Source organism: Vibrio sp. nBUS_14 (genome assembly GCF_051201655.1).
Lineage (GTDB): Bacteria > Pseudomonadota > Gammaproteobacteria > Enterobacterales > Vibrionaceae > Vibrio.
Genome location: NZ_CP179206.1, coordinates 3,648,441 through 3,670,514 on the forward strand (window position 1 = coordinate 3,648,441; position 22,074 = coordinate 3,670,514).

General features: G+C 46.2%; 16 protein-coding genes, 4 tRNA genes, 3 rRNA genes and 1 riboswitch. Of the genes, 4 read left to right on the plus strand and 19 right to left on the minus strand.

The annotated features are described in order from the left end of the window. Positions 1-59 precede the first annotated feature (59 nt). Together ACMAZD_RS17190 and ACMAZD_RS17195 are read left to right on the plus strand one after the other, a co-directional pair. On the plus strand, positions 60-1,001 hold the full coding sequence (locus ACMAZD_RS17190) for a LysR substrate-binding domain-containing protein (protein ID WP_435248050.1): 942 nt from the start codon (positions 60-62) through the stop codon (positions 999-1,001). Positions 1,002-1,123: 122 nt separating this feature from the next. After that, entirely contained in the window at positions 1,124-2,914 is a 1,791-nt protein-coding gene (locus tag ACMAZD_RS17195; protein WP_435248051.1) for an aminopeptidase P family protein, read from the plus strand. 136 nt (positions 2,915-3,050) lie between these two features. On the opposite strand, the gene thiH is transcribed toward ACMAZD_RS17195, so the two are convergent. From thiH to ACMAZD_RS17270, 15 genes are all read right to left on the minus strand, one after another. Further along, the gene (gene thiH, locus ACMAZD_RS17200; protein ID WP_435248052.1) at positions 3,051-4,178 is read right to left on the minus strand and encodes a 2-iminoacetate synthase ThiH; all 1,128 of its coding nucleotides are present in this window, start codon (positions 4,176-4,178) and stop codon (positions 3,051-3,053) included. A 7-nt stretch (positions 4,179-4,185) separates the two neighbouring features. Next, positions 4,186-4,950: a thiazole synthase gene (locus ACMAZD_RS17205; protein WP_435248053.1), complete on the minus strand. Its 765-nt coding sequence runs from the start codon at positions 4,948-4,950 to the stop codon at positions 4,186-4,188. Between the two features lie 2 nt (positions 4,951-4,952). Then, positions 4,953-5,162: a sulfur carrier protein ThiS gene (gene thiS / locus ACMAZD_RS17210; RefSeq protein ID WP_435248054.1), complete on the minus strand. Its 210-nt coding sequence runs from the start codon at positions 5,160-5,162 to the stop codon at positions 4,953-4,955. Continuing rightward, positions 5,159-5,941 carry a HesA/MoeB/ThiF family protein gene (locus ACMAZD_RS17215; protein WP_435248055.1) on the minus strand — a complete coding sequence of 261 codons (783 nt, stop codon included), beginning with the start codon at positions 5,939-5,941 and terminating at the stop codon, positions 5,159-5,161. The genes thiS and ACMAZD_RS17215 overlap by 4 nt, the downstream gene beginning before the upstream one ends. Beyond that, a complete protein-coding gene (locus ACMAZD_RS17220) occupies positions 5,931-7,223 on the minus strand; it encodes a thiamine phosphate synthase (RefSeq protein WP_435248056.1) in 1,293 nt (430 codons plus the stop codon). The genes ACMAZD_RS17215 and ACMAZD_RS17220 overlap by 11 nt, the downstream gene beginning before the upstream one ends. Further along, positions 7,223-9,172 (minus strand): phosphomethylpyrimidine synthase ThiC, encoded by a 1,950-nt coding sequence (thiC, locus tag ACMAZD_RS17225; RefSeq protein ID WP_435248057.1) that lies wholly within the window; start codon positions 9,170-9,172, stop codon positions 7,223-7,225. Before thiC ends, ACMAZD_RS17220 begins: the two co-directional genes overlap by 1 nt. 129 nt (positions 9,173-9,301) lie before the next feature. Beyond that, a riboswitch (TPP riboswitch) is annotated at positions 9,302-9,400 on the minus strand. 62 nt (positions 9,401-9,462) lie between these two features. After that, positions 9,463-9,846, minus strand: a complete 384-nt coding sequence (gene crcB / locus ACMAZD_RS17230; RefSeq protein ID WP_004736665.1) for a fluoride efflux transporter CrcB — start codon at positions 9,844-9,846, stop codon at positions 9,463-9,465. A gap of 100 nt (positions 9,847-9,946) precedes the next feature. Then, positions 9,947-11,329 carry a multicopper oxidase family protein gene (locus ACMAZD_RS17235; RefSeq protein ID WP_435248058.1) on the minus strand — a complete coding sequence of 461 codons (1,383 nt, stop codon included), beginning with the start codon at positions 11,327-11,329 and terminating at the stop codon, positions 9,947-9,949. 601 nt (positions 11,330-11,930) lie between these two features. Then, a tRNA-Asp gene (locus ACMAZD_RS17240) sits at positions 11,931-12,007 on the minus strand. A 67-nt stretch (positions 12,008-12,074) separates the two neighbouring features. After that, a 5S ribosomal RNA gene (gene rrf / locus ACMAZD_RS17245) occupies positions 12,075-12,190 on the minus strand. A 149-nt stretch (positions 12,191-12,339) separates the two neighbouring features. Next, a 23S ribosomal RNA gene (locus ACMAZD_RS17250) occupies positions 12,340-15,233 on the minus strand. Between the two features lie 382 nt (positions 15,234-15,615). Next, a tRNA-Val gene (locus ACMAZD_RS17255) sits at positions 15,616-15,691 on the minus strand. 33 nt (positions 15,692-15,724) lie between these two features. Next, positions 15,725-15,800: transfer RNA gene (locus ACMAZD_RS17260), tRNA-Lys, on the minus strand. A 2-nt stretch (positions 15,801-15,802) separates the two neighbouring features. Then, positions 15,803-15,878 (minus strand) — tRNA-Glu (locus ACMAZD_RS17265). 120 nt (positions 15,879-15,998) lie between these two features. After that, positions 15,999-17,553 (minus strand): 16S ribosomal RNA (locus ACMAZD_RS17270). Together the 16S, 23S and 5S rRNA genes with 4 tRNA genes alongside form the textbook arrangement of a ribosomal RNA operon. A 608-nt stretch (positions 17,554-18,161) precedes the next feature. On the opposite strand from ACMAZD_RS17270, the gene ACMAZD_RS17275 reads away from it, so the two are divergent. Next, the gene (locus ACMAZD_RS17275) at positions 18,162-18,707 is read left to right on the plus strand and encodes a gamma carbonic anhydrase family protein (RefSeq protein ID WP_435248059.1); all 546 of its coding nucleotides are present in this window, start codon (positions 18,162-18,164) and stop codon (positions 18,705-18,707) included. Here the strand turns inward: ACMAZD_RS17275 and ACMAZD_RS17280 are convergent. From ACMAZD_RS17280 to ACMAZD_RS17295, 4 genes are all read right to left on the minus strand, one after another. Further along, on the minus strand, positions 18,704-18,973 hold the full coding sequence (locus tag ACMAZD_RS17280; RefSeq protein WP_435248060.1) for a DUF1488 domain-containing protein: 270 nt from the start codon (positions 18,971-18,973) through the stop codon (positions 18,704-18,706). The genes ACMAZD_RS17275 and ACMAZD_RS17280 overlap by 4 nt on opposite strands. A 17-nt stretch (positions 18,974-18,990) precedes the next feature. Further along, entirely contained in the window at positions 18,991-19,821 is an 831-nt protein-coding gene (gene aroE, locus ACMAZD_RS17285; protein ID WP_435248061.1) for a shikimate dehydrogenase, read from the minus strand. 75 nt (positions 19,822-19,896) lie between these two features. Further along, on the minus strand, positions 19,897-20,814 hold the full coding sequence (gene hemF, locus ACMAZD_RS17290; RefSeq protein WP_435248062.1) for an oxygen-dependent coproporphyrinogen oxidase: 918 nt from the start codon (positions 20,812-20,814) through the stop codon (positions 19,897-19,899). Between the two features lie 20 nt (positions 20,815-20,834). Next, complete coding sequence (locus ACMAZD_RS17295) at positions 20,835-21,392, minus strand: L-threonylcarbamoyladenylate synthase (RefSeq protein ID WP_435248063.1); 558 nt, start codon at positions 21,390-21,392, stop codon at positions 20,835-20,837. Positions 21,393-21,587: 195 nt separating this feature from the next. Between ACMAZD_RS17295 and purE the strand changes: the two genes are divergently transcribed. Next, entirely contained in the window at positions 21,588-22,073 is a 486-nt protein-coding gene (gene purE / locus ACMAZD_RS17300) for a 5-(carboxyamino)imidazole ribonucleotide mutase (protein WP_004735777.1), read from the plus strand. Position 22,074: the final 1 nt, after the last annotated feature.

The following is a 22,074-nucleotide window of genomic DNA, read 5'->3' on the forward strand; positions in this document are numbered from 1 at the left end:
TAAAGATATGAACAAAAATGGCATATACTCATTAGCATTATTCCAAATAGGAAACTCACATGAATATCGAGAAACTATCACGCCTCGACCTCAATCTATTGGTTTGCTTACAGGTGCTGATGGAAGAGCTGAGTGTCACTCGCACCGCACACCGATTATGCTTGAGCCAATCGGCTGTGAGTAAGTCACTAGCCAAGCTTCGTGAGCAATTTAATGATCCCCTTTTTACGCGAAGTGCGCATGGCCTACGACCGACACCTAAGGCTGTATTTCTCAGGCCTCGATTGGAAACACTGATCAATCAACTTGATGTACTTACCCAACCAGAGACATTCATTCCAAACAACAGCGACCACAGTTTCCATATTGCTGCCGTCGAGAGTGTTTACCCGCTGATTCTTCCGCACTTCTTACCTGCAATATTTCGACAAGCGCCTAAGGTCAATATCAACACCCATGCTTGGACAGAGCAAACCTTTAAGAAGCTGCAGCTTGGCGAACTAGATATCGGACTCACTGGCAAAGACATCGACATCAACGATGCGCGTTTAACCATGCTGCCGCCAGACGACATCTGCGAACAAGAGATCTACCGCGATGCACAGATGTGCGTGCTAAGACGCAACCACCCTGTTCTGAGTGGTAAATGGGATCTGGAAACCTACCTTGCGCAGCGTCATGTACAAGTAAGGTGTGATGGTAACAACCGCTGGCTGCTCGACTACAAACTGGCTGATCTTGGTCATCAGCGCGATATCGCGATTTCTGTTCCAGACTTCAATAGTGCAGCAAGCTTGTGTACCTACACCGACTTTGTGTTCACCGCACCAAGCCACTTTACTTATCTTGTCGCCAAACAACTCGACTTAGTGGCTGTGCCTCTACCAATGGAGTTTCCTCCGATGGCATACACTCTGTTTTGGCACCGTGACAGAGAAAACGACCCAGCGTTAACTTGGCTACGAGATATCATCAAAGAAAAAACTCTGCACCTTAGATAAAAATGGCGTACAGCGTTTGCAGCAAACGAACAAAAGCGCTAGCTTATTGACCTAATAAGTCCCCTCACATGTATATCGACTGTGAGTGTTAACAAGGACCCTAACAATAAGGATAAACACAGATGCACAATATCACTGCGGAACACGTTACTGCGGTTCGAGCTTGGCTTGAAGCAAACCAACTAGATGCTGTTATCATCCCACACGAAGATGAGTACCTAGGCGAATACGTTCCAGCTCATAACGAGCGACTTCACTGGTTAACTGGTTTCACTGGCTCTGCAGGTGCCGCGGTTATCACTCGTGAAAACGCGGCTATTTTTGTTGATGGTCGCTATACCGTTCAGGTTCGTAAGCAGGTACCAGCAGAGTTATTTGAGTATCGCCACCTTATTGAAGAACCGGCTTTAGATTGGATCATCAATTCACTAGTACAAGGCAGTAAAGTTGCTTTCGACCCACGCATGCACACAGCAGCTTGGTTGAAAGGCGCACAAGCAAAACTCGCAGAGAAAGTTGAGCTTACGACACTCTCTTCTAATCCAATTGATGAGCTTTGGTCTGATCGCCCTGAGCCTGTCGTGTCTGATGTTCGCCTAATGGCAACAGACGCCGTTGGTCAATCAAGCGAGAGCAAGCGCGCTGAGATTGCTGGCTTACTAACAGCAAAAGGTGCGGACGCCGCTATCCTTACAGAGCTAGACTCAATCTGCTGGTTACTCAACATTCGTGGTTTAGACGTAGCTCGCCTACCTGTTGTGTTATCCAACGCGATCATTCACGCCGATGAAAGCGTCGATTTCTTCCTAGACCCAGCACGTATCCCTGCAGGCTTTGAAGCTCACGTTGGTAATGGCATTCGAGTTTCTCACCCATCAGAACTTGAAGCACGTCTTCAATCTTTAGAAGATAAGAATGTGTCAGTTGATTCAGGCACAAGCAACGCTTGGTACACGCTTGTTCTACAAAACGCTGGCGCTCATATCATTGAAGCAGCAGACCCATGCCTAATACCAAAGGCCGCTAAAAACGCAACTGAAATCGCGGGCATGAAAGCGTGTCACATTCGTGATGGCGTTGCTATGGCGAAGTTCTTGTCTTGGATTGATGCCGAAGTAGCGCAAAGTAACCTACACAACGAAGCAGTATTGGCTGAAAAAGTACAATCATTCCGCGAGCAAGATCCAACGCTGATGGACCTAAGTTTTGACACCATTTCTGCAGCAGGCGGTAACGCTGCAATGTGTCACTACAACCACGAGAACCAACCTGAACCAGGTCAGTTAGAGATGAATACTCTTTACCTAGTCGACTCAGGCGGCCAGTATTTAGATGGTACAACCGACATCACTCGTACTATCGCAATTGGTCAGCCAAGCGACGAAATGATTCAACAGTTCACTCTCGCGCTGAAAGGTCATATCGGCATCGCACGAGCTCGTTTCCCACAAGGCACTCGTGGTTTCCAACTTGATACCCTAGCGCGTCAGCACTTATGGGCGGAGGGCTTCGATTACGACCACGGTACTGGTCACGGTGTTGGTCATTTCCTAAGTGTTCATGAAGGACCGCAAAGCATCTCTAAGAAGCTAATCGACGTACCTCTTGTTGAAGGTATGGTGCTATCAAACGAGCCGGGTTACTACCGTGCTGATGAATTTGGTATCCGTATCGAGAACCTAGAACTGGTTGTTGAACTTCCAACTCAAGGTGACTTCGCAGTATTGACGTTTGAATCGCTAACACGTTGCCCTATCGATAAGCGCAACATCAATGTTGATTTGCTAACACGACCTGAACTGGCGTGGCTGAACGACTACCATCAGAAAGTATGGAACGATGTTAGCCCATTAGTTGATGGTGATACGCTGGAATGGCTACGCCAATCAACGACACCATTAGCTCACGTATAATGCTTCGTTAAGCTATTAACTGAACCAAAACGGGCTTGCTAGGTTAATAGGTTAAATAGCAAAACGGCTACCCAAAGGTAGCCGTTTTTATTTACCTGTATCAGGTGTTTCACGTGGAACATAAACCAAACATTGATTAACCAGAATAGGCACTGTGCCAATCACGCCACACTGGGTCGAACCCTCGCTGACGAATCATCGACTCAACATCGGCTGCACTTCTCTCATCGCTAATCTCAAACTGCTCGAGTTCTTCTTCACCAGAAGCATAACCACCAGGCTGGGTTTTAGAAGCCGCAGACATACTCGTGATTCCCAATGGCAACACATTATCGCGGAAGGTTGCAGACTCACGAGTAGATAGAGATAACTCGACCTCAGGGTTCAAGAGTCGATATGCGCAGATAAGCTGAACCAACTGTTTATCGTTCATGATCGACTTCGGCTGTAAACCTCTACTAGAGCCTCCCCCCTCGCACGGGCGAAGGCGCGGGAACGAAATAGAGTAACGAGTCTGCCAATAAGTACGCTCTAGGTAATCTAAGTGAGCAGCAACAAAGAAGCAGTCGGTTCGCCAATCTTCCAAACCAATCAAGGCACCAATACCTATCTTATCAATACCCGCCTTTGCCAAGCGATCAGGGGTTTCAAGACGATATTCAAAATCCATTTTATTGCCACGTAGATGATGCTCAGCGTAGGTCCTTGGTTGATAGGTCTCTTGGTAAACCATCACCGCATCTAAACCGAGATTTCTAAGTTCGGCGTAATCTTGTTGATCAAGCGGCTGCACTTCCATCGCAAGGTAGTTGAATTCCTTTTTAATATTCGGCAACACCTGTCGAAAGTAATTCATCCCGACCTTAGTTTCATGTTCACCGGTGACCAACAAAACGCTATCGAACTTCATCTTTTTGATAGCCGCACTTTCGGCATCGATTTCATCCAAAGTAAGCGTGCGGCGCTTGATGCGGTTCTCCATTGAAAAACCACAATACGTACACGCGTTAGCGCACAGGTTAGATAGGTATAAAGGAATATACAGCGACATCGTATTACCAAATCGCTTGCGAGTTAGTGCCAACGATTGCTGTGCCATCTGCTCTAAGTAAGGTTCTGCCGCCGGAGAGATCAGAGCCTTGAAGTCTTCTAAATCGCGTTTGGGTTTACTCAGAGCGCGTTCAACATCCGCTGCCGTTTTACTGAAGATAGACATACCAATGTCATCCCAGTTGAGCTGTTTAAATCGATCAACAAACGTCATAACAATACTACTCGTCTAGGAATGAAGTTAACGGGCTGGAAGCAACCGCGTGAGATACTTTTCCTGCAAGTCCAGCAAGGTAAGCCATTCGACCCGCTTCAACCGCCAACTTAAAGGCAATCGCCATATCGACGGGTTGTTGGGAAGCCGCAATCGCCGTATTTACTAACACAGCGTCTGCGCCCATTTCCATTGCACGAGCAGCATGAGATGGCGCACCAATGCCCGCATCAACAATCACAGGAACATTCGCTTGGTCGATAATGATCTCTAAGAAGTCTGCTGAAGCAATACCTTTGTTTGAACCAATAGGCGCACCTAACGGCATAACTACAGCACAACCCACCTCTTCCAAGCGTTTACACAAAACTGGGTCGGCATGACAATAAGGCAACACAACAAAGCCATCTTTGACCAGTTGCTCTGCAGCTTTAAGCGTTTCAATTGCGTCCGGCATTAAGTATTTTGGATCTGGGTGAATTTCCAGTTTAAGCCAGTTTGTACCCAGAGCTTCACGAGCCAAATGCGCAGCAAAGATGGCGTCTTTTGCATTCTTAGCACCTGATGTATTCGGCAGTAAGTTCACGCCAGCATCAATGATGGGTTGTAGGATATCGTCTTGCTCAGAGCGAATATCAACTCTCTTCAGTGCCATGGTTGCCAATTGCGAACCTGAAGCCTCGATAGCACTCGCCATCAAATGCTTATTGGCAAACTTACCAGTTCCAGTTAAGAGTCGAGATTGAAACGTTTTATCAGCGATAGTTAACATGGTTAGCCTCCTGCAATGGCTTGGAAAAGAGAAATAGCGTCGCCTTCATTAACGACCGTTTGTTGCCACTGGCTACGCGGGACAACCGCATTATTGATTGCAAATACACAACCTAGATCAGGTAATGATAAAGTTTGGATAATGTCAGCTAGAGACGACGAGTGCGCTACCTGTTCTGGTTGCTCGTTTATAGAGATCGTTATATGACTCATTGGATTTCTTCTTCTAAATACCTAACTATAGACGCACTGCACACAGGACATTCACTATCCTGAGTGAGCATTAGGTTTTGCCAATTCATCGTTTGGCCATCAAACCGTTTAAGCTGATGTGTTGCGACCTGAAACTCACCACAAGTTAAACGTTGAATCGCAGCTAAAGCTTGAAGGTTACCTATGGTGCCGACAACTGGACCTATGATGCCGCTATCGCTACAACGAGTCGTTTGTGGATGATGACTGAACGGGAACAAACAGTGATAGCACCCTTTCTGAATCTGATAATCAAATACAATAAACTGGCCTTTCCAGCCGATTGCAGAACCAGAAATCAAAGGGGTCTTCGTGCTGAAACATGCTTGGTTAACCTGCTGGCGTGACTCGAAGTTGTCAGTACAATCCAACACTAAGTCAGCTAGCATCACTTCAAGCTCAAGCTGACTTTCACTCATTCGTTGATTGATGGTTCTTACTTGGCTGCAACTATTGAGCTCGCTCAGTTGTTGCTTGAGAGCTTCAACCTTAGGCGAACCTAACTGACTTTCCCTGAACGCGACCTGTCGTTGCAGGTTCGATGAATCTACCCAATCATCATCGACCAGCACGATCTTTCCAACACCAGAAGCTGCGAGGTAAAGAGCAGCAGCATTACCTAAGCCACCACAACCAATCAACAGCACATGACTATTTAGTAGGTTGCGTTGCCCTTGCTCACCTACTTCAGGTAACGCAATTTGTCGTTGATAACGAATAAATTCAAAGTCACTCAGCATAACTAGGCTCCTGCATAACCTCTTCTTTGAGAGTTGGAGATTTAGGCGCCATCAGTTTTTCGAAAAATTCGATCACTTTCTGTGGGTCTTCCGCCAATGTAATCGCACGTACCACCGCTAAACTTGACACCCCACATTCCCACACCTGATCAGCTGTCGATTGCTCAATACCGCCAATAGCAACCGTCGGATAACCGGTGAGTTGTTCTGTGTATGGGATAGTATCAATCAGCTGTTGATACAGAGATAGACGCACTAAACCCTGAGGCTTCGATGGCATCTGTTTAGTTGTTGTTGGGAAGATATGCCCCAGCGCAATATAGCTTGGGTTAATTTGAACAATACGCAGCAACTCGTAATAACCATGAGTCGAGAGACCGATCTTAATACCTGCTTGGCTTAACTGTAAGAGGTTTGACTCTTCAATATCCTCTTGCCCTAGATGAACACCAAAAGCACCATGCTTGAGTGCAAACTGCCAATAATCATTGATAAAAACTTGAGCGTTATGCTCTCGACCAAGCTCGATTGATCGTGCGATTTGTTGTTCTAAGTCCGCTTGCTGCGAGTTTTTAATACGTAGTTGAACAGTGTTAATTCCAAGCTTGAGCAACCTTTCGATCCACTCGACATCGTCAACTACTGGGTATAGCCCTAGGCTACTCTTACTCAATTCAGGGAACGAAAGTGATGTTCCTTGGTGCGCCCAACCAACACTAATATCCAGTCGCTCATCTTCCAAAACTGGAATTGGAAAGTTTTGGTAATGTGCTGGCCATGTTCCACGTGAAACATCGGACGCTGCGCGAGCTAAAACCAGTGCGTCTTCTAATGGGAATTCCAGCGCCAACAAAGTAAGTAACCAAGCAAAGTGGCCGCGATGATCTAACTCCTGATGAGCTGTAGTTTGACTCTTGATAGCACGATTAGCATCTAGGTGTGACCAGGTGTCTAGTACAGCTGAATCATCTGAGACACCGATATAGATAGTATTCGGAGTTTGTGTAAATGCATCACAAACGTCAGTTAGCGCGATTGAATAACTGTAATCAACAACATGATTAAGTTCCGCTAGCTTACACTCCGCCAATGAATCAACATCATGAGCGAAGCCAATAGATAACGCCTGCTGAGCATCAACAATAGAGAAGTATTGAGTTGAGCTTACGCCCAACTCAACTGCATCGGTTGCCAATCCTTGTCGCTTAGCAACCAATAGACAGTTCTGCACCTCTCCCGTTAACTCAATATTTTGAGATGGGATGAGTATCTTCACTGTCATTATTCCTCTAATTGAGCTTCTTTTGCACCGACGGCAGGGTGGTAAAGTTCAGAGCCAGTATCACGAAACTCTTGTGATTTCTGACGCATCCCTTCCAACGGGTTATCCAGCATCTTAATCTCGATAGCCTGATCAGCCGCCACTTGTTCGGTGTCTTTCGCATACTCTCTGACTTCTTGAGAAATCTTCATCGAGCAGAATTTAGGTCCACACATTGAGCAGAAGTGAGCAACCTTGCCCGACTCTTGTGGCAGGGTTTCATCATGGAAAGAACGCGCTGTTTCCGGGTCTAAAGCTAGATTAAATTGGTCTTCCCAACGGAATTCAAAACGTGCCTTTGATAACGCATTGTCGCGGATTTGTGCGCCCGGGTGCCCTTTCGCCAAGTCTGCAGCGTGTGCTGCCAACTTGTAAGTGATCAGGCCGGTCTTCACATCTTCTTTATTTGGTAAGCCTAAATGTTCTTTAGGGGTGACATAACAGAGCATCGCACAGCCGTACCAACCAATCATGGCCGCACCAATTCCAGAGGTAATATGGTCATAACCAGGGGCAATATCTGTCGTCAATGGGCCTAAAGTATAGAAAGGCGCTTCATGGCAATGTTCTAACTGCTCGTCCATATTCTCTTTGATTAAATGCATTGGCACATGTCCAGGGCCTTCAATGATCACCTGAACGTCGTATTCCCAAGCGACTTTAGTCAACTCACCTAGAGTCCGTAACTCCGAGAATTGAGCCTCATCATTGGCATCTGCAACAGAACCCGGACGTAGGCCATCACCTAATGATAGAGCAACATCGTACTTCGCACAGATCTCACAGATCTCTCGGAAGTGGGTATAAAGGAAGCTTTCTTGGTGATGAGCAAGGCACCATTTCGCGATAATAGAACCACCACGAGAAACAATACCAGTCACACGCTTAGCCGTCATCGGAACGTAGCGAAGCAACAAACCAGCATGGATAGTGAAGTAATCAACACCCTGCTCTGCTTGTTCAATCAAGGTATCACGCATCACTTCCCAGTTGAGGTCTTCGGCTACGCCATTCACTTTTTCAAGCGCTTGATACATAGGAACCGTACCAATCGGCACTGGACTGCTACGCAGAATCCACTCGCGAGTCTCGTGGATATTACGGCCAGTTGAGAGGTCCATTACGGTATCGCCCCCCCAACGAGTTGACCAAACTAGCTTCTCAACTTCTTCTTCAATCGAAGAGCTTACTGAAGAGTTACCGATATTAGCATTCACCTTCACTAAGAAGTTACGACCAATAATCATCGGTTCTGATTCTGGGTGGTTGATGTTTGAAGGGATAATAGCTCGACCTTCAGCAACCTCTTTACGAACGAACTCAGGGGTAATTTCTTTCGGCAGGTTTGCGCCAAAGTTATGGCCAGGGTGTTGATGGTTAAGCTGCTCATCAGCGAACTTCTGACGTCCCATGTTCTCACGTATGGCAATATACTCCATCTCAGGCGTGATAACGCCCTGACGAGCATAGTGCAGCTGAGTAACACATTGATCGCCAGTCGCGCGGCGAATTCTAGGTAGGTTGCCATAGCGAAGGTCGTCTAGGGTTTCATCTTCTAAACGTTCTTTGGTGTAAACAGAGCTTACATCGTCTAACAGTTCCGTATCACCACGCTCTTCAATCCATTGCTCTCGCAACTTAGGAAGACCGCTATACAGGTCTATCTCGTGTGTAGGATCTGTGTAAACACCTGAGGTATCGTAAACTTGAATGGGTGCATTAGGTTCGAATACAGGCTCTTTTTTGCTGCCACCAACTAGGCTATCAGCGAGTGATATTTCTCGTACAGGGACTTGAATGTCCTCTCGAGACCCTTGGACGTAAGCCTTTTTCGAATTTGGGTAAGGTTGTACGGATAAAGAATCAATGAAATTCTTCGCTTCCAGTCTTGCTTGTTTACGACTCGACATAGCATTTTTCCTTGGCTTTTAGCTATTATTTATAGGGATAAAAATGCTTGACGGATTAGATGCTACAAGAGGGATCACGGTAAGAAATACAGTTGTGATCTGGAGATAGATCTCTAGAAGGATTCTAGTTAGATATCTACTCTTGTTCCCTTCGCAGGTATTAGCCTGATCAGGTTCAACGGATCCCGAGTAAACGGTCTCAGCCATATGGCACTCCGACAAGTTCGATCGAGTATATAAAAACGGCTTGGATAAACCAAGCCGAGTTGTTTACAAATCGTAAGAAAGTTTTAAGACTTTATCAAAAGTTGGAAGCCGATCCATGCTGCTGAGATGCTGAGAACCACATTGAGTAGCACATTGAGCCCCATCTTAAAGAAAGCGCCCTGCTGCATAAGAAGGACGTTATCCATTGAAAATGTAGAAAATGTAGTCAGTGCTCCAAGAAAACCAAGACCGATGATCTGTCTCCATGGTTCTGTCGCCACCATCTCATTCTCAAATGCAGCGATGAGCAAACCCATAATTAATGAGCCAATCACGTTAACAGTTAGCGTACCGTAAGGAAAACCACGCCCTAGCATCACCACACATAACTCTGAAATCAAATAGCGCGAACAAGCACCAAATGCACCACCAATGGCAATAAAACCTAAAATAGATAACTGACCCATGAATCCTCCCAAACAATAATTCCTATATTCTAGCTTTAACGCCGATAAAAGCGAGGGTAGAAACTAAGAATGCATGTGCAAATATTAAACGTTACAGGTGTCACTTAACCTCAATATATCCCATCAATCCTGTTTTCATGTGTTCAATCACATGACAGTGGTACATCCAACGTCCTGGGTTGTCTGCAACAAATGCAGCTTTAGCTCGGCCGTTTTTTCCAAGTAACACTGTATCGGTATGGAAAGGCTCTTCAATTTTTTTACCATCAAGTTCCAATACAGTAAATGTATGACCATGAATATGAATCGGGTGATGATATTGAGTGACGTTCTTAAGATCGAATATGTAAGTCTTACCCAACTCTAAAGTCGCCAACGGTTCAGGAATATTGTCTTTGCTCATCCCCTCCCATGCTCTTTTATTAGTAAGCCAAAACTTAGGCATGGACTTCCCATCTTTAGATACTGGTGATACCGCACCTTCCCACTCGAACACAAAATCGATCTCTTCAGCATTAGCAAGATCTAGGTTAGGTACTGGATTCAATGGTAATACTGGAAACACTCGCTCTTGAGTAAATGCTGAATCTACGACTTCAAATTGACACAAAGAAAATGGGAAACGTCCCTTCATTTGGAGAACGTTAACTCGCTCACCAGCTTTAGGAGCGATCAGCCCGATATCTACACGCATCCCTGGACCAATTTTATGTTGAGTCAGTTTATAAGGCGTTTTCACAGGATTACCATCGATGGCAATCACCCATGCTTCAGCCCCTTCGACAGCAATAGGGTAAGTGATCGTGTTGTCGACATTAGCGATACGCAATCTAGTCGTTGCATACTGTTTCAACTGGTATACAGGCTCATGAACTCCATTCACACTACTCCACTCACCAGGAGTGCCCATACGAGCACTAAGACGGGGAATCATTAGGTCTTTCCATTGACCTTGCTTGTCGATATGCCAATGTTTAAGCATCAATGCGTGTTCTTCGTCAAACTGCACTGGTGTGCTTTCTTCTACGATAATAAGGCCAACCAAACCCATACCAAGTTGTTTAACGCTATTCATGTGTGGGTGATACCAAAATGTACCAGCATCTGGCGGCGTAAACTCATAAATAAATGTTTCGCCTGGCATGATCGGAGGCTGACTCAAAAAGGGAACGCCATCCATTTCGATAGGAATTCTTAAGCCATGCCAATGAATAGTCGTCGGTTCTGATAGCTTATTGGTAAAACGAATTGTGACCTTTTCACCCTGTCGACATCGAATCGTCGGAGCAGGAATCTGACCATTAAAGGCCAAAACATTGGTATCAAATACCGCGATTAACTCAGCCGTTGAAGGTTCAGCAGTTAAGTCATAAACATACTTTCCTTGTTCATCAACAGACCGCTTCATTGAACAAGCAGGTAGGACTGTTAGTGCAGATATAGCGAGGGATGATTGAATAAACTTGCGACGGGAAATATCCATATTTGTTGCCTTTTAGTAATAACGACCAAAATGTAACAAAATATTTAGAATAATTCTCATAAAGAAGTGTGGATTGTGCTGTTGATTGTTTATAAAAGAGGCAGGGATAAGTAAGCACTTACCTTTCTAAGGTCAAATATCATCTAAGGTAAGAAATAACAGCTTAAATATTCCAAATATAGAAAGCCCAAAGACCTCCCTCTTAGATTAGATCTTCAGGTAGTACGGAAGCGCTATGATTCGAATATCAGCATATCCAAATTAGAAGAATTAAGTGAAACCATTAACAAGTAGAAGCTAGTAAAAAAGGCTCCAGCATTTCTGCCGGGACGCGTAGTCTGGAGCCTTAAATTTCGCAGGATGGGCTGAGATGGCATTCAAAATACTTGATCGGACTGGTGTAAAAAGTAACAGGTATAAAAAAGCCCCAGCATTTCTGCTGAGGCTTCAAATATGGCAAGACTAGAGGTTTAGACTCCCAACACGCGCTGTTTTGGTAAGTCGGGTGAATCCGCTGCTCTGCCAATTGGAGCTACACCCCTAAAACTTTCATTACTTCAGATTCGAAAAAACCTCGCACTAGGCGAGGTTATCGAATAAGTGGCGGAGTGGACGGGACTCGAACCCGCGACCCCCGGCGTGACAGGCCGGTATTCTAACCAACTGAACTACCACTCCGCAGTGGTCAACTCACTAAGTGAGCGTCCATACCTTCAGGTCGGTCAACCTAAAGATTTAATTTAAAGCCTGGCGATGTCCTACTCTCACATGGGGAAACCCCACACTACCATCGGCGCTATTGTGTTTCACTTCTGAGTTCGGCATGGAATCAGGTGGGTCCACAATGCTATGGTCGCCAAGCAAATTTTGCTTTTACTTTCAGCGTTTTAAAAACTGAAGGCAAAATAATCTGGAAAGCTGATTCTCTATTCAATAGAGCAATAAAAGTTGTATCTCTTCAAACGCATTCAAGGTCTGTCTTTGAGTCCACAAAACCCCTTGGGTGTTGTATGGCTAAGCCTCACGGGCAATTAGTACAGGTTAGCTCAATGCCTCGCAGCACTTACACACCCTGCCTATCAACGTCGTAGTCTACGACAACCCTTTAGGACACTTATAGTGCCAGGGAAAACTCATCTCAAGGCTCGCTTCCCACTTAGATGCTTTCAGCGGTTATCGATTCCGAACTTAGCTACCGGGCAATGCCATTGGCATGACAACCCGAACACCAGAGGTTCGTCCACTCCGGTCCTCTCGTACTAGGAGCAGCCCCTTTCAATTTTCCAACGCCCACGGCAGATAGGGACCGAACTGTCTCACGACGTTCTAAACCCAGCTCGCGTACCACTTTAAATGGCGAACAGCCATACCCTTGGGACCGACTTCAGCCCCAGGATGTGATGAGCCGACATCGAGGTGCCAAACACCGCCGTCGATATGAACTCTTGGGCGGTATCAGCCTGTTATCCCCGGAGTACCTTTTATCCGTTGAGCGATGGCCCTTCCATTCAGAACCACCGGATCACTATGACCTGCTTTCGCACCTGCTCGAATTGTCATTCTCGCAGTCAAGCGGGCTTATGCCATTGCACTAACCACACGATGTCCAACCGTGTTTAGCCCACCTTCGTGCTCCTCCGTTACTCTTTGGGAGGAGACCGCCCCAGTCAAACTACCCACCAGGCACTGTCCGTAATCCCGATTCAGGGACCAACGTTAGAACATCAAAACTACAAGGGTGGTATTTCAAGGACGACTCCACCACATCTAGCGACGCGGTTTCATAGTCTCCCACCTATCCTACACATGTAGGTTCAATGTTCAGTGCCAAGCTGTAGTAAAGGTTCACGGGGTCTTTCCGTCTAGCCGCGGGTACACTGCATCTTCACAGCGATTTCAATTTCACTGAGTCTCGGGTGGAGACAGCGTGGCCATCATTACGCCATTCGTGCAGGTCGGAACTTACCCGACAAGGAATTTCGCTACCTTAGGACCGTTATAGTTACGGCCGCCGTTTACCGGGGCTTCGATCAAGAGCTTCGACCGAAGTCTAACCCCATCAATTAACCTTCCGGCACCGGGCAGGCGTCACACCGTATACGTCATCTTACGATTTTGCACAGTGCTGTGTTTTTAATAAACAGTTGCAGCCACCTGGTATCTGCGACTCTCGTCTGCTCCATCCGCAAGGGACTTCACTGATAAGAGCGTACCTTCTCCCGAAGTTACGGTACCATTTTGCCTAGTTCCTTCACCCGAGTTCTCTCAAGCGCCTTGGTATTCTCTACCCGACCACCTGTGTCGGTTTGGGGTACGATTCCTTACAATCTGAAGCTTAGAGGCTTTTCCTGGAAGCATGGCATCAATGACTTCACTACCGTAGTAGCTCGACATCGTATCTCAGCGTTAATGAAAGTCCGGATTTACCTAAACTTTCCGCCTACATACTTGAACCTGGACAACCGTCGCCAGGCCCACCTAGCCTTCTCCGTTCCCCCATCGCAATTGTAAGAAGTACGGGAATATTAACCCGTTTCCCATCGACTACGCCTTTCGGCCTCGCCTTAGGAGTCGACTTACCCTGCCCCGATTAACGTTGGACAGGAACCCTTGGTCTTCCGGCGAGGGAGTTTTTCACTCCCTTTATCGTTACTCATGTCAGCATTCGCACTTCTGATACCTCCAGCAGCCCTTACAGACCACCTTCAACGGCTTACAGAACGCTCCCCTACCCCACATACCCTAAGGTACGTAGCCGCAGCTTCGGTGTATAGCTTAGCCCCGTTACATCTTCCGCGCAGGCCGACTCGACCAGTGAGCTATTACGCTTTCTTTAAATGATGGCTGCTTCTAAGCCAACATCCTGGCTGTCTGAGCCTTCCCACATCGTTTCCCACTTAGCTATACTTTGGGACCTTAGCTGGCGGTCTGGGTTGTTTCCCTCTCCACGACGGACGTTAGCACCCGCCGTGTGTCTCCCGGATAGTACTTACTGGTATTCGGAGTTTGCAAAGGGTTGGTAAGTCGGGATGACCCCCTAGCCTTAACAGTGCTCTACCCCCAGTAGTATTCGTCCGAGGCGCTACCTAAATAGCTTTCGGGGAGAACCAGCTATCTCCAGGTTTGATTGGCCTTTCACCCCTAGCCACAAGTCATCCGCTAATTTTTCAACATTAGTCGGTTCGGTCCTCCAGTTGATGTTACTCAACCTTCAACCTGCCCATGGCTAGATCACCTGGTTTCGGGTCTAATCCTAGCAACTGTACGCCCAGTTAAGACTCGGTTTCCCTACGGCTCCCCTAAACGGTTAACCTTGCTACTAAAATTAAGTCGCTGACCCATTATACAAAAGGTACGCAGTCACACCACGAAGGTGCTCCTACTGCTTGTACGTACACGGTTTCAGGTTCTATTTCACTCCCCTCACAGGGGTTCTTTTCGCCTTTCCCTCACGGTACTGGTTCACTATCGGTCAGTCAGTAGTATTTAGCCTTGGAGGATGGTCCCCCCATATTCAGACAGGATATCACGTGTCCCGCCCTACTCGATTTCACTGATTATGATGTGTCGGTTACGGGGCTATCACCCTTTATTGCGCCACTTTCCAGAGGCTTCACCTGCATCATTAAAAGCTTAAGGGCTAATCCAATTTCGCTCGCCGCTACTTTCGGAATCTCGGTTGATTTCTCTTCCTCGGGGTACTTAGATGTTTCAGTTCCCCCGGTTTGCCTCCTGTTGCTATGTATTCACAACAGGATACGTGCTTATGCACGCGGGTTTCCCCATTCAGAAATCCCAGACTCAAAAGGTTATTACTACCTAATCTGGGCTTATCGCAAGTTATTACGTCTTTCATCGCCTCTGACTGCCAAGGCATCCACCGTGTACGCTTAGTCACTTAACCATACAACCCGAAAGGGTCTTAGCGTATGGCAACTAACCAAGGTTTTTGGTTGTCATCAAGAAGGGTTAATTCTCAATGACTGTTTGCCGGACTCAATTGTGAATCAAACTAAGTTTGATTCGAATACAAGACACTTGAATGTGTTTGTTGTGTTTATACTGTTCTTATTAACTAAGAGCAGATAAACATTGAGAACTTTTAAATTTGATTTGAATTACTCGTAAGTAATCAAATCAGTCAGCTTTCCAAATTGTTAAAGAGCATGAGATTTTAAGAACTAATGTTCTAAGTTCACATTTTCTAAAGACTCTCACAGTCGAAAAATCCAACCAACGACATAAGAAGTGGTTTGGAGTTTTAACTTCCAAGAATATTTAGAGAATGGTGGGCGATACCGGGCTCGAACCAGTGACCCCCTGCTTGTAAGGCAGGTGCTCTCCCAACTGAGCTAATCGCCCACTAAAAGTTTTAATTCCTTCGTGGAGAAAGAATGGTGGGTCGTGCAGGATTCGAACCTGCGACCAATTGATTAAAAGTCAACTGCTCTACCAACTGAGCTAACGACCCAATGGTATCCCGTAGGGGAGTCGAACCCCTGTTACCGCCGTGAAAGGGCGGTGTCCTAGGCCTCTAGACGAACGGGACACTGCAATTTATCTCTACTTTAAAAGTAGAAACAAACTTCGAAGAACTTGGGAGTTCTTCATCTCTTTGCTTTTCTAAACCTAATCAATCTGTGTGGACACTCATCGTGGTATCTTCGTATAAGGAGGTGATCCAGCCCCAGGTTCCCCTAGGGCTACCTTGTTACGACTTCACCCCAGTCATGAACCACAAAGTGGTGAGCGTCCTCCCCGAAAGGTTAAACTACCCACTTCTTTTGCAGCCCACTCCCATGGTGTGACGGGCGGTGTGTACAAGGCCCGGGAACGTATTCACCGTGACATTCTGATTCACGATTACTAGCGATTCCGACTTCATGGAGTCGAGTTGCAGACTCCAATCCGGACTACGACGCACTTTTTGGGATTCGCTCACTATCGCTAGCTTGCTGCCCTCTGTATGCGCCATTGTAGCACGTGTGTAGCCCTACTCGTAAGGGCCATGATGACTTGACGTCGTCCCCACCTTCCTCCGGTTTGTCACCGGCAGTCTCCCTGGAGTTCCCACCATTACGTGCTGGCAAACAAGGATAAGGGTTGCGCTCGTTGCGGGACTTAACCCAACATTTCACAACACGAGCTGACGACAGCCATGCAGCACCTGTCTCAGAGCTCCCGAAGGCACACCTGCGTCTCCGCTGGCTTCTCTGGATGTCAAGAGTAGGTAAGGTTCTTCGCGTTGCATCGAATTAAACCACATGCTCCACCGCTTGTGCGGGCCCCCGTCAATTCATTTGAGTTTTAATCTTGCGACCGTACTCCCCAGGCGGTCTACTTAACGCGTTAGCTCCGAAAGCCACGGCTCAAGGCCACAACCTCCAAGTAGACATCGTTTACGGCGTGGACTACCAGGGTATCTAATCCTGTTTGCTCCCCACGCTTTCGCATCTGAGTGTCAGTGTCTGTCCAGGGGGCCGCCTTCGCCACTGGTATTCCTTCAGATCTCTACGCATTTCACCGCTACACCTGAAATTCTACCCCCCTCTACAGCACTCTAGTTCACCAGTTTCAAATGCAGTTCCGAGGTTGAGCCCCGGGCTTTCACATCTGACTTAATGAACCACCTGCATGCGCTTTACGCCCAGTAATTCCGATTAACGCTCGCACCCTCCGTATTACCGCGGCTGCTGGCACGGAGTTAGCCGGTGCTTCTTCTGTTGCTAACGTCAAGAGGTAACGCTATTAACGTTACCCCCTTCCTCACAACTGAAAGTACTTTACAACCCGAAGGCCTTCTTCATACACGCGGCATGGCTGCATCAGGCTTTCGCCCATTGTGCAATATTCCCCACTGCTGCCTCCCGTAGGAGTCTGGACCGTGTCTCAGTTCCAGTGTGGCTGATCATCCTCTCAGACCAGCTAGGGATCGTCGCCTTGGTGAGCCATTACCTCACCAACTAGCTAATCCCACCTAGGCATATCTTGACGCGAGAGGCCCGAAGGTCCCCCTCTTTGGCCCGTAGGCATTATGCGGTATTAGCCATCGTTTCCAATGGTTATCCCCCACATCAAGGCAATTTCCTAGGCATTACTCACCCGTCCGCCGCTCGACGCCCATTAACGCACCCGAAGGATTGTTAGTGTCGTTTCCGCTCGACTTGCATGTGTTAGGCCTGCCGCCAGCGTTCAATCTGAGCCATGATCAAACTCTTCAATTTAAAGTTTTGATTACCTAAATTAATAGGTGTGACTCAACGAATACTGACTTCAAAACTAATATTCATGTAAACATGAACATGTAATTCTAAAGCTATTACCCCTCTCTTCTTAAATAAATAGGAACAGAATGGTAATGAATTGACTGTGCCGATTAACTACAAGTAGTTAAACGTATTGGTCACTCAGTTCACTGAAATCATTTGATTCCGAAGAATCTGTTTTATCTAACGATAAAACGTTTTGATATTCATCAACGAGTGCCCACACAGATTGATAGGTTTAAATTGTTAAAGAGCTTTTCCTTTTTGAGCTTCGCTCAAATCGGACGGCCATTTTAGCGATTTAAGTTTTAGTGTCAACCACTATTTTCAAAACTTTTTTCAAGCGCTTAGCTTGGCTAATTTGACCTGCTGATTCGTTTTGGTTTCTTAAGAAGCCTTCCCGTTTCAACGAGGTCGCATTATAGAGATTTCGATCACACTGGCAAGCCCTTTTTGAAGTTTTTCTTACTTTTTTGATTGTTCGAGCGTTTTTTGTTCAAAACACCCCATTTTCACTAGTATTCCCCTTAATTAAGGGCTTAAGGTGCCTATATAAAGGAGGATTTATGAGTTCAATACGTAGTTATAAAGGAATATCCCCTCAGATTGGGCAAGGTGTCTATATAGATACAAGTTCAGTACTGGTTGGTGATATCAAAATCGGTAACGACTCTAGCGTGTGGCCTTTGGTTGCAGCTCGAGGGGATGTGAACCACATTCATATTGGAGAGAGAACGAATATCCAAGACGGCAGCGTTTTGCATGTCACCCATAAGAATGCAGAAAACCCTGACGGTTATCCTCTATTTATAGGTAATGACGTTACTATCGGACATAAAGTAATGCTGCATGGCTGTACTATTGAAGATCGTGTACTTGTTGGTATGGGAACTATCGTGCTTGATGGTGTGATTATTAAAGAAGAAGTGATGATTGGAGCTGGTAGCTTGGTGCCACCGAATAAGGTACTTGAAAGCGGTTATCTCTATGTAGGAAGTCCAGTAAAACAAGCTCGCCCATTAAATGATAAAGAGCGAGCCTTTTTACAGAAATCAGCTGACAACTATGTTCAGAATAAAAATGACTATCTAGACTCTGTGCTTCCAGTCTAAAGCGCTTTGATCTGAATCCGATTAGAGGAGTCATACTCCTCTTCTTCTATTAACTCTTCCGCTAGCTCTTCAATATCGAAACGCAACTCTGAAAAGATAACTAAAGCTTGCTCGCCTTCTTCTATATATTTACCTGCCAATCGAGACAACTCTTCAATAGACATAATACACTCAATCAGCGCGCCCGACTGTTGTGCTGGGAAGGTGATTGATTGATTTTCTTCATCCCAATCTTGGATATCAGGAAATAGAATTGATTGATTCATTTTTTATAAACACCCCATTACATCTCTAGGTTTTTACGTAACTCTCTTAAAATCTGTTTTGTTCCCGGACGAAGACCACGCCAAAGCATAAAGCTCTCTGCTGCCTGCCCCACTAACATACCTAAACCATCATAAGCAGCGTGAACACCATTACCTAATGCCCATTGATTGAATACTGTGGTTCCCGATCCATAAACCATGTCATAAACGGCGCTAGTAGAATTGAAAATCACCTCAGACACTTCAGGAAGCTGCCCGCTTAGACCAGATGAGGTAGAGTTAATAATGACATCAAAGCCTTCATTAACATCACTTAGCCCCACCCCCTTGATGTTGCCATGCGACGAAAACATCTCAGCCAGAAGTTCAGCCTTAGAGCTGGTTCGATTAGCGACCACTAGCTGTTGCGGCTTTTGGTCTAGAAGAGGTTGAATCACTCCTCTAGCAGCACCACCAGCGCCAAGCAGAAGAATGCGAGCACCTTTTACAGCAACTTGATGTTGAAGCAGGTCTTGAACTAAGCCCTCACCATCGGTGTTATCACCAATGATCTCTCCGTCATCTAACTTCTTAAGGGTATTTACGGCACCAGCTAGTTCAGCTCTCTCTGTTAGGCGATTAGCAAACTGATAGGCATCTTCTTTAAAAGGTGCTGTTACGTTACATCCTCGACCACCTTCGCTGAAAAAGGCTTTGGCAGCAGTGATAAATTCATCATGCTCTGGCTGTAATGCTGTATAGGTAAGTTGTTGGCTGGTTTGGCGAGCAAATAATGTGTGAATGAATGGCGATTTGCTTTGCCCAATAGGGTTACCGAAAACGGCATAACGATCTACTTGCTGTGTCATATCCTTACCTAACAGAAATAAAAAAGGGTCATCTATATAGATGACCCTATCACTATCCCGATAAGGAAGGAAGAACTACCAAACTCGAGGCTTTAGGTAGTCGCTATAAAGCAGAGCTTCTGGTGAGCCCGCTTGTGGTGCGTAGCGGTATTCCCAGCGAGCCAATGGCGGCATCGACATCAATATAGACTCTGTACGACCACCGCTTTGTAGACCAAATAGGGTGCCACGGTCATACACTAAGTTAAATTCAACATAGCGACCACGACGATAAAGTTGGAAATCACGCTCGCGCTCACCATAAGGCGTCTCTTTGCGTCGTTCTACAATTGGTAAGTATGCGGCTGCAAAACCTTCACCGACCGCCTGCATATAAGCAAAGCTCTTTTCAAAGCCCCACTCGTTAAGATCATCAAAGAACAGACCACCAACACCGCGTGTTTCATCTCTATGTGGAAGGTAGAAGTACTTATCACACCATTCTTTGTGCTCTTGATAAACGTCATCACCAAACGGCGCACAAAGATCTTTAGCGGTTTGATGCCAAGATTGGCAGTCTTCATCGAAAGGATAAAATGGCGTTAAGTCAAAACCACCACCAAACCACCAAATCGGGTCTTCCCCCTCTTTTTCCGCAATAAAGAATCGAACGTTCGCGTGTGAGGTTGGGATATATGGGTTTTTAGGGTGGATAACTAATGAAACCCCCATCGCCTCAAACTTACGTCCGGCTAATTCAGGGCGATGAGCTGTGGCTGAGGCAGGCATAGCCTTACCCGCTACGTGAGAGAAGTTAACACCACCTTGCTCAAAGACCGCACCGTTGGTCATCACACGAGTACGACCACCGCCACCGAGGCGTTCGCCAGGCTCGCGCTCCCATGCGTCTTCTTCAAACAACGCGCTACCATCAGCTTGCTCAAGCTGTTGGCAAATCGAATCTTGTAGGCTCAGTAAAAACTGCTTTACTGCTTCTTTATCAATTGCTGACATTTTACTTTCCTTTGCAGGGTTTAACCCTGTCTTAATATTTTCGACGTTTTTGCATCTCTAATTTCGCTAGGCTTCTCGCGGCCACCCGTTTGACCTTCAAGAATCGCGACCAAGTGTTGGCCAAGTTGCTGTTGTACTTCTTCAGTCGTCATACAAGGTGGTTCGCCCGTAAGGTTGGCACTGGTAGAGGTTAACGGCTTACCGAATTCATTACACATTCTTTGAACCAAAGGGTGATCCGTCACTCGCACAGCGATTGAATCAAACTGCCCACTCACCCACTCTGTCACTTTAGCACTGGTTGGCATGATCCAAGTCACCGGACCTGGCCATGTCGCTTTCACTGTTGCCAACTGTTCTTCCGTCAATTGGCTTTCATCAATGTAAGGTAACAGTTGCTCGTAGTTCGCAGCAATTAAGATCAACCCTTTCTCGACTGGTCGTTGTTTTAAGTCGAGTAATTTCTTGATGGCCTGTGGATTATCGGGATCACAACCGACCCCAAAAACGCCTTCGGTCGGGTAAGCAATGACTTCACCTTGTTGTAATGCCTGCAAAGTATGTTGAAAGTTATCCACGGGTTGCCTCATTAATTCAGTTATCTAACTCACTAAGTGTACAAATTATCATTCACTGTGACTAAAGCTATTTGCTTATAAAATGTATCAATTAACAACTTAGACTGACGCAAACGTTTTCCTTGAGCAATTTTACCCGTATAATGCGCGCAAAATATCTAATCACTAATTAAATCGTACCTGAAGGAGTTTGAGATGACTGTCGGTATTATCATGGGTTCTAAATCTGATTGGCCAACAATGAAGCTAGCTGCAGAAATGTTGGATCAGTTTGGCGTGGCGTACGAAACAAAAGTGGTTTCTGCTCACCGCACACCTCAGTTGCTTGCAGACTACGCAACCAGTGCGAAAGAGCGCGGTATTAAAGTGATTATTGCTGGTGCTGGCGGTGCAGCTCACCTTCCGGGTATGGCTGCTGCTTTCACAAGCGTACCAGTTCTGGGTGTTCCAGTTCAGTCCAAAGCACTGAAGGGCATGGACTCTCTGCTTTCTATCGTGCAGATGCCAAAAGGTATCGCGGTAGGTACTTTGGCTATCGGTGAAGCTGGCGCTGCCAATGCAGGCATCCTAGCTGCTCAAATCATTGGTACACACAATGAAGAAGTAATGGCAAAAGTAGAAGCGTTCCGCTCTGAACAAACAGAAACGGTTCTGGCTAATCCAAACCCTGCAGAGGACTAAT